Annotated in this window: 7 protein-coding genes and 2 pseudogenes; 4 read left to right on the forward strand and 5 right to left on the reverse strand. The window is 68.7% G+C overall.

Translation table 11 applies throughout. The annotated features are described in order from the left end of the window. A partial coding sequence (locus NCC78_RS23990) for a hypothetical protein (protein ID WP_250797204.1) occupies window positions 1–984 on the reverse strand: 984 nt, incomplete at its 3' end. A gap of 100 nt (window positions 985–1,084) precedes the next feature. Here NCC78_RS23990 and NCC78_RS23995 point away from each other — a divergent pair. Both NCC78_RS23995 and NCC78_RS24000 read left to right on the forward strand, forming a co-directional pair. Next, window positions 1,085–1,534: a hemerythrin domain-containing protein gene (locus NCC78_RS23995; RefSeq protein WP_250797205.1), complete on the forward strand. Its 450-nt coding sequence runs from the start codon at window positions 1,085–1,087 to the stop codon at window positions 1,532–1,534. A gap of 56 nt (window positions 1,535–1,590) precedes the next feature. Next, on the forward strand, window positions 1,591–1,677 hold the full coding sequence (locus tag NCC78_RS24000) for a sulfurtransferase TusA family protein (protein WP_250797211.1): 87 nt from the start codon (window positions 1,591–1,593) through the stop codon (window positions 1,675–1,677). 154 nt (window positions 1,678–1,831) lie between these two features. Here the strand turns inward: NCC78_RS24000 and NCC78_RS24005 are convergent, their stop codons facing one another. Further along, window positions 1,832–2,449, reverse strand: coding sequence for a DUF2249 domain-containing protein (locus tag NCC78_RS24005; protein WP_250797206.1), 618 nt, complete (start codon window positions 2,447–2,449; stop codon window positions 1,832–1,834). A 53-nt stretch (window positions 2,450–2,502) separates the two neighbouring features. On the opposite strand from NCC78_RS24005, the pseudogene fdxA reads away from it, so the two are divergent. Together fdxA and NCC78_RS24015 are read left to right on the forward strand one after the other, a co-directional pair. Further along, a pseudogene (fdxA, locus tag NCC78_RS24010) lies at window positions 2,503–2,859 on the forward strand (ferredoxin). Between the two features lie 53 nt (window positions 2,860–2,912). After that, a pseudogene (locus tag NCC78_RS24015) lies at window positions 2,913–3,536 on the forward strand (helix-turn-helix transcriptional regulator); the annotation flags it as partial. A 49-nt stretch (window positions 3,537–3,585) separates the two neighbouring features. On the opposite strand, the gene NCC78_RS24020 reads toward NCC78_RS24015, so the two are convergent. The 3 genes from NCC78_RS24020 to NCC78_RS24025 form a co-directional block, all read right to left on the reverse strand. Then, window positions 3,586–4,848, reverse strand: a complete 1,263-nt coding sequence (locus NCC78_RS24020) for an IS256 family transposase (protein ID WP_250797208.1) — start codon at window positions 4,846–4,848, stop codon at window positions 3,586–3,588. 870 nt (window positions 4,849–5,718) lie between these two features. Continuing rightward, complete coding sequence (locus NCC78_RS32595) at window positions 5,719–5,994, reverse strand: CGNR zinc finger domain-containing protein (protein WP_372495190.1); 276 nt, start codon at window positions 5,992–5,994, stop codon at window positions 5,719–5,721. A gap of 496 nt (window positions 5,995–6,490) precedes the next feature. Continuing rightward, window positions 6,491–7,324 carry a TIGR02452 family protein gene (locus tag NCC78_RS24025; protein ID WP_250797210.1) on the reverse strand — a complete coding sequence of 278 codons (834 nt, stop codon included), beginning with the start codon at window positions 7,322–7,324 and terminating at the stop codon, window positions 6,491–6,493. Window positions 7,325–7,728: the final 404 nt, after the last annotated feature.

The raw sequence follows: 7,728 nt of genomic DNA on the forward strand, positions 1-7,728 counted from the left end.
GACGAGGACGGCGCCGAAGCGGTCGACGGCCCGTTCCGGGTCGGTGGCGGGCAGCAGGGTGGCGGCGTCGATCGCGAGGGCGATGAGGAGCCAACCGGCCGCCGCGGCCAGGGACCAGCTCGCGAAGGCGTACGGCGGGCGGGCCCGGGCGGCGGTCAGCGCCGGGCGCAGCGCCACCAGTACGGCCAGGGCGAACAGCCCCAGTCCGGCTGCGGCGACCACCGTCCACCAGGCCAGCAGACCGGCACCGAGCAGGGCCAGCCCGGTCACGGCGAGCGGCAGCGCCTTGGTGGCGGCCCGGACGGCGCCCTTGGCCATGCGGGCGCGCAGCACGGTGGGCCAGAGCGTGAGCAGCGTGCCGAGCACGGTGAGGGTCACCCAGCCGAACAGGTTGACGTGCGCGTGGAAGAGCAGGAGCCGGGCAGGGTGGTGGTGGTCGTCGGCGACGAGCATCCAGGCGCCCACGGGTACACCGGCGAGCAGGGCCACGGCCGCCGCCAGGTAGTAGTGCACGGTGACGGTGAAGCGGGCCGGCAGGGCGCACCGTAGTCGCCGGGCGAGCCAGGCCAGGTGGGCGGTCACCGCGGCGAAGACCAGCGCCGCGCCGGCCACCCCCGTCCAGGGCAGGTCGGCCGACCCGCCGACGAGGACGCCCAGCACACCGACGTTGAGCACGGCGACCCGGACGGCCTCGCCGAGGCGGCGGGTCGGGGCCGGGGCGCGCAGCACCGCGACGGCGAAGTGGGCGCTCCACACAACGACGGCGTTGCTGACCGCGCCGAGCAGCAGCAGGTGGATGGCCAGCCACCGCCAGGCGGGCACGAACGGGTGGGCAAAACCGAGTACGACGAGCGCGGCGAGGTAGGCCAGCGGCAGCAGGCCGATCCGGCGGTGCCAGGCGGCCCGGCCGGTGGCCGACGGCGAGTGCCGGCCGTGCCCAGCGGGGCCGGGAGCAGCGGTGGACGTGCTGGTGGGAGGGGCCATCAGCGCACCGCCGGCGTGGCGACCGCAGGCCGGCGGGCCGGCGAACCCGCCGCCACTGCGGAGGCCACCACGCAGCCAAGGAAGCCAAGTACCGCGAACCGTGGACGGTGAGGCGGATCGCGTCGTGCAACACCGCGACGAACTGGTTGACTGGCTGCACGCGAGTTGCTGCCGGATGCGAACGCCGAGGAGACCCGCCCTGTACCCGGCCGCGGGTGAGCGTCCAGAGGGTTCGCTTCTGGTACGCGGGATGCTCGACGAACACCACATGATCGCGCGGCTCATCGGGGACCTCACCGCCGGCACGCGGCCGGTGGACGTGGCCGCCAAAGCCCGCGCCCTCGCCGTACTCTTCGCGGTTCACCTCGCCAAGGAGAACAACCAGATCGTTCCGCTGCTGGTCGACGCGGCTGACGTCTCGCTGGCAACGCTGCTCGACGGAATGCACGATCTGCTCGGCTCCCGGGCTCGACGGACGGCGGATGCGGTGGGGGCGGGTGCGACTTGCGGCGGCGACCAGGGCACCACTTCCCCACGGCACCGGCCCTGAGCATCGCCGCCCGGCTCAACGTACGACCGCTGCCACACGACCAGCTGCAACCGCGGGTGCTGGCGGCGCTGGACGCAATGCCCGCCGGTGAGGCGCTGGTGCTGGTCGCACCGCACGCGCCACACCCCTGCTGGCGGAGATAACCGCCCGCTATCGCGCGGGTGGCTGCAGGACGGGCCGGACGTGTGGCAGATCCGCCTCTCCCGTCAGGCAGTGGCAGCCTGAGCAGTCTGCTGCGGCGCGGCGGCGGGAGACAGAGCCCGCTTAGCGAACCCTCAGGTCACACTGGCCCGCTAATCAGCCGGCCCGCCGCACCGTGGTGTCCAGGAGGAGAGCCTGTCGGCGCTGGTGGACGGTGAAATAGCGCAGTCCGTCCGGCCCGCCGGTGAATTGACGGCGCGACCGCCGGGGCAGCCACACCAGGGCGCCGGACTGCAGGTCTACGACGCCGCCTTCGGTGGCGAGCTGCCCGGACCCAGCCAGGACGTGGATGAGGACATCGAGGTCGGGGCCGGTGTGCTCGTCGATGACCCCGCCAGGCGGCAGCGCGATGATGTTGGCGTCCAGGTCCCGTTCACGGGCCTGCAACTTCCACACCGCCCCGGTCACATCCGGCTCACCGGCGAGCTCAGCGAGGCCGGTCGTGTCGACGAGAGTCCGGGGAAGCGGCGTGCTGGTGAGCTTGGTAATCCGGACCCGCCAGTTGCGGGGCTCCCGTGCCAGGTACTCCCAGCCGACGCTGCCGGGGTGGTCAGCCTCGAACTCTTCGCGCAGGTGCTTGGGGTCGTGGTCGTTGACGAGCACGAACGAGCCATTCGTCGGCAGCTCGGCATAGCGGGCGAAGATCGTGGGGTGCTTGTCGGTCTTGCGAAGCTGCCGCACGTCGAGCTCTGATTCCGCGCTCTTCTGCTCCATCTGGTTCCTCCCGCCGTGGGTTTATACAACCCGTACTTGTGTAAACTATAGGCATGACATACGTGATAGGTGAACCCTGTGTAGATGTGATGGACCGCGCATGCGTGGAAGAGTGCCCGGTGGACTGAATCTAAGAGGGGGCCGCAGCCTCTACATCCATCCGGACGAGTGCGTCGACTGCGGGGGCTGTGAGCCGGTCTGTCCGGTCGAGGCCATCTACATCGAGGACGATCTGCCCGAGCCGCACCTTCCGCACCTCGCCGACAACGAGGCGTTCTTCATCGAGACCTTGCCGGGCCGCGACGGGCCCATAGGTTCCCCGGGCGGCGCGGCAAAAGATCGGCCCGCTGGGGGTAGACACGCCAATGGTGGCGAATCTCCCGCCAACAAATGCCGCACAGGAAGGGTGAGAATGATGGCGACCCAGTCCGATCGGCCGCAGCCGGCGGGGTCACGTCTCCGTGTCTTGCAGGTGCTGAACGCGGCGAGCACCCCGCTGAGCATCGTGGCGATCGCCGGCCAGTTGGGCGTGCATCCGAACACCGTCCGGTTCCACCTAGACACCCTGGTCGGCCAGGGCCGGATCGAACGCGTGGTACCCGAGCAGAACCGTCCCGGCCGTCCCCCGCTGCTGTTCCGGGCGGTGCGAAGGATGGACCCGGCCGGGCCGCAGCAGTACCGGCTGCTGGCCGAGATACTTGCGTTGAGCCTCGCCAGCGACGCCGATCCCAATACAAAGGCGCTCGAGGCCGGTCGCCTGTGGGGCCGACAACTCGCCTCGTCCAACGAAGACGACGGGGCGGGCGGGAAAGCGGCGCCGGTCGACCATCTGATGTCGTTGCTGGAGAAGATGAACTTCGCTCCGGAACGCCGTGACGCCGACGGGCAGGTACGGATCGGTCTGCGGCACTGCCCATTCCTCGAACTCGCCGAGTCCCAGCCCCACGTCGTCTGCCCGGTCCACCTAGGCCTGATGCGAGGTGCCATAGACGCCTGGCAGGTGCCGGTCATGGTCGACCGGCTGGAGTCGTTCGTCGAGCCCAACCTGTGCCTCACCCACCTCACCATCACAGGAGCAGCCCGATGAAGGGAGTGTGTCGATTTCCGTGTTTGGGCCCGTGGTGTGATCGAGGTTGTTAGATGGTGATCCGGTCGCCGTAGGCGAGGATCAGGGCGTTGAGGGCCTTGGCCCAACCGTAGACCCGGCCGGTGATGCTCCCACCGCCCCGGCGTTTCTGCTGCACGACGAGGTAGAGGACCTTCATCGCGGCCTGCTCGGTCGGGAAGTGCCCGCGCCGGCGGGCGGCTTGGCGGAACCGGGCGTTGAGGCTCTCGATGATGTTGGTGGTGTAGAGGACCTTGCGGACCTCGTGGTCGTAGTCCAGGAAGGGCACGAACTGCGGCCAGGAGGTCCGCCAGAGCCGGATGACGGCCGGGTACTGGTCGCCGAACTCGGCGGCGAACGCCTCGAAGCGGGCCTCCGCGGCCGCGATGGTGGGGGCCGTGTAGATCTCTCTCAGGGCGGGGGTGATCTTCTGCCAGTCCTTGCGATTCGTATAGCGCAGCGACGCCCGCACCAGGTGCACGACGCACTGTTGGTGCACCGCCTGCGGCCAGACCTGCTCGATCGCGTCGGTCATGCCCATGAGGCCGTCGGAGCAGACCATGAACACGTCCTCGACACCGCGGTTGCGCAGTTCGGTGAGGTAGCCGGCCCACTGCTTGGCGCCCTCACCGCCGGTCCCGGCCCACATGCCCAGCACATCACGTTCCCCATCGAGGCTGATACCGACCACGACGTAGACGGGCCGGTTCGCGACCTGCCCCTGGCGGATCTTCATCACCAGGGCGTCGATGAACACCACCGGATAGACCCGGTCGAGAGGCCGTTGCCGCCAAGCCTCCATCTCGTCCACGACGCTGTCGGTGACCCGGCTGATCAACTCCCGGGACACGTCGGCGTCATACACGTCCGCCAGATGCGCGGAGATCTCCCCGGTGGTCAACCCTTTGGCATACAGCGACAGGATCGCCTCGTTGAACCCGTCCAACCTGCGGACGTGCTTCGGGACGATCCGCGGGGTGAACGACCCGGCCCGGTCCCGCGGAACCTGGATCCGCACCGGCCCGACCTCGGTCTGCACCGTCTTCGCACCGTGACCGTTGCGAATGTTAATCCGCCGGCCGGTCGCCTCGTCGACGCCGACCTCGTCGAGATGCGCATCCAGCTCCGCATCAAGCGCTGATTCCAGGACAGTGCGAGTGATCCCGGCCAAGAGCCCACCCGGCCCGACGAGGGACACTCCGTCGGCCTTGGCCCGCTCGACCAGCTGCTGCGCGAACTCCACCTCCGCCGCCGTCGGCTGCGGAAGCTGAACAGCGTTCTTCTTATCTGCCATGACGTGGTCCTTCCTGGACAGGATCAACGTCCTGTCCAACGGACCACACCCCAGGTCAAACACAGAACTCTACGCAGTCCCGGATCTGACCCCCTGTCCACCAGCTCACCATGACCACTCTGCGGTGCCAGCCGACACTCCTACGGCGAGAAGGAGGATCGCGAGCCACCCGAGGAAGCGACATCCGGCAGCAGCTTCAGCACTTGACGTGGATCAAGGAACGAAATGCCGCTTCATCCAAGACGCAGATGAAGCGGCAGGTCAGAGCAATCCACAGCCAGCAGACCGGGGGTCAACCGTCCATGCGGTTACCGCCACCAAAAGATCACCCGTTACCGGATGTTGCCGCCGTTACCGGAGAAGATCTTCATCTCCCCAGGTGAACCTGTCGGGACGGCCGGATTCGAACCGACGACCCCTTGTTACCAACCGTAGCCACCTCGAGAGTGTCATCGCATGCCCCAAGTGGTCGTTTACCTGCACGCCAAGCTCAAGCACCTTGTCGCCCGCCAGATCCTGCCCGAACCCGAGCCAGGCCTGTTCACCCTCGACTCGCCACCGCCAGCCGCATAGCCCCACGAGCAGGACCTCTAACCAACGGTCAAACCCACAACGGACATACCTCCCGAACCACCCTCTGAGGCGTCGTCACCAAACCTGGGCGAAGCAGGCGATGGGCACCGCCAGCGTGAGCACCGCCACCGACAGGGTCACCAGGGCTTTGGGAATGCGCATCAGAGTCCTCCAGTTCGTGGTTGCCCCTGGCTCCGCAGGGGTGCCGGACGAGCCAGTGGACGGGGCCTGCTTGCTGTGGGTACAAGTTTCGGCGTGCGGCCACGAATTCCGAGATCGTCGGCTGGGTGCCGCCCGTCACGCGTTCGGTGCGCTCGGAGCGCTTCGGCCGCGAGTGGTGCGGGCGGGGTACGCCCGCCTCATCTTGATGTAGTTGCCGCAGCCGGCCATCGAGCACCAGCGGCGGGCCTGGTTACGGGAGGCGTCGTAGTAGGCCCAGCGGCAGGTGTCGCGGGCGCAGACCTTGAGCCGGGGCCGACTGCCCTCCTCGGCGCTCTGCCGGATCGCGTCGACGAGCCCGGCCAGCGCCCGGTGCAGGGGGCGCCGCCGACGGCGACCAGGCCGGGTGACCAGATCACGGGTTGTTCGCGTACTGCTCGACGTGGTGCCATGCCTGCGGGATCAGCTCGTCGAGCACGGCCCCTGCTGCCCCGCCATCATCGCCGCGGGCAACGGGAGCCATGTGCCGACGAAGGCTCGACCAACGGATCAGCCGCTTCGGCGGTTACCCCACTGGCGCGGGCTCTGGACCGAGCCCCGGCCGCCGAGGCTCTGACCCATTCCATACGGTTGAGGCGAGGCAACCTTGCCCTTCGCGCGTCGGGCAGCCCGATTTGAGTAAACGGCAGGGTCGCCGGTCTCGGTCTCGGCCATGGTTGGCGTGTCCGCATCCTCGGCGTGGGCGCCTTGAACGGGCTCGGGCTCCGGCATCGGTATCTCCCTGGATTCGTCGGGTGCCCTGCGGACCATCGGCAGCCGGCGGACGCGGACTGCTCGACGCCGTGTGGGCGCCTTGACGGTATCGCAACGCCGAGCCCGTCCGATCGACGGTCCGTGTGACGGGTGCCCCTCAGGCCCAGGGTGGCGCCAGCGGCCCCTCGCCAGTTCCGGGGAAGCCTTCCACGAACGCGCGATATACGGGTGTGCCCGGCAGGCCGTCGCGGATGGCGAACACCACGTGGTCAAATCGGTCGACCACGTGCAGCGCCTCGGCGAACGCGCCGGCTACGGTGGCGGGATCGTTGCGGAACACCCCGCACCCCCACGCGCCCAACACGATCGTCCGATGCCCGTGCGCAGCCGCGACCTCCAGCACCCGGCGGGCACGCCGAAGCAGCACCGCCGGCACATCCGCAGCGTCCGTGGGTTGGTTGCGCACGACCGCGCCCAGGTTCGGCGCCGCAGCGGTCAGAAACGACGTTAGGTACGGCTGGTCGAGCAGGTTGCCCTTGTCGTCCCGGAACACCGGCACGCCCGGAGAATAGATGACCCTGTCGCTGTAACGCACATCCCGCTGCCCGCGGTGGAACGCATAGAACTCCGGCGCCGCAAGGAGGCACGGGTACAGCGCCGACGAGCGCGCGATACTCTCCTCCTGCGCCTTCGCCCCACCCAGGAACCCGCCACCCGGGTTCTTGGCCGACGCGAACACCAGACACGCCGCACCAGACCCAAGCCGGTAGGCCGCCTGCAACGTCGACTCGAACGTCACTTCCACCTTGCCCGCACCGGGCTCCGCGTCCCCCACCGCGAGCACCTCGTCCGGCAGGTAATGACGAGTTCCGGCCACCGCGGCACGTACCGCCGCGCCGATGACAACCTCATCACCGGCCCCATTGCGATAGCGTCCCGACTCGGCGATCGCGACCGTCTGCCGAGCGATCTCGCGAAGACGACCACTCACCCGGCGTACCCGTACGCACCAGGACCGATGTTCTGCACAATGAGCAAGCTAGGCAGTCCCCTACCGACCGGCAACCGATTAGTGATCCCGGTTCGCGTCACCGTACCGCTGCAGGCGAAGCCGGTATCGGTGGCCCTGGACTGATCTTGGACTGCGGAGGACAGCGGCAGCGGGCCGGGTGGTGGTGTCGGCTAGTGCTCTGATCACGAACGTTGGTCGGGTTGGTCGGGGTTGGGAAAATGTCGTACCGGTGGTGTTGTCTCGGTTCGTGCCTCGTCGTCGGGATCCGGCCGCGCCTCGGGTCGTGCATCGCAGCGCGCGGGTCGCGTTGCGGGTGACGCCCGGGCAGCGGCGGCGTTGTTTCGGGCTGCTGCGCTGCGCCGGTGACGTGTGGGCGTGTGTGT

Origin of the sequence: Micromonospora phytophila (assembly GCF_023656545.1) — a bacterium.
Lineage (GTDB): Bacteria > Actinomycetota > Actinomycetes > Mycobacteriales > Micromonosporaceae > Micromonospora > Micromonospora phytophila.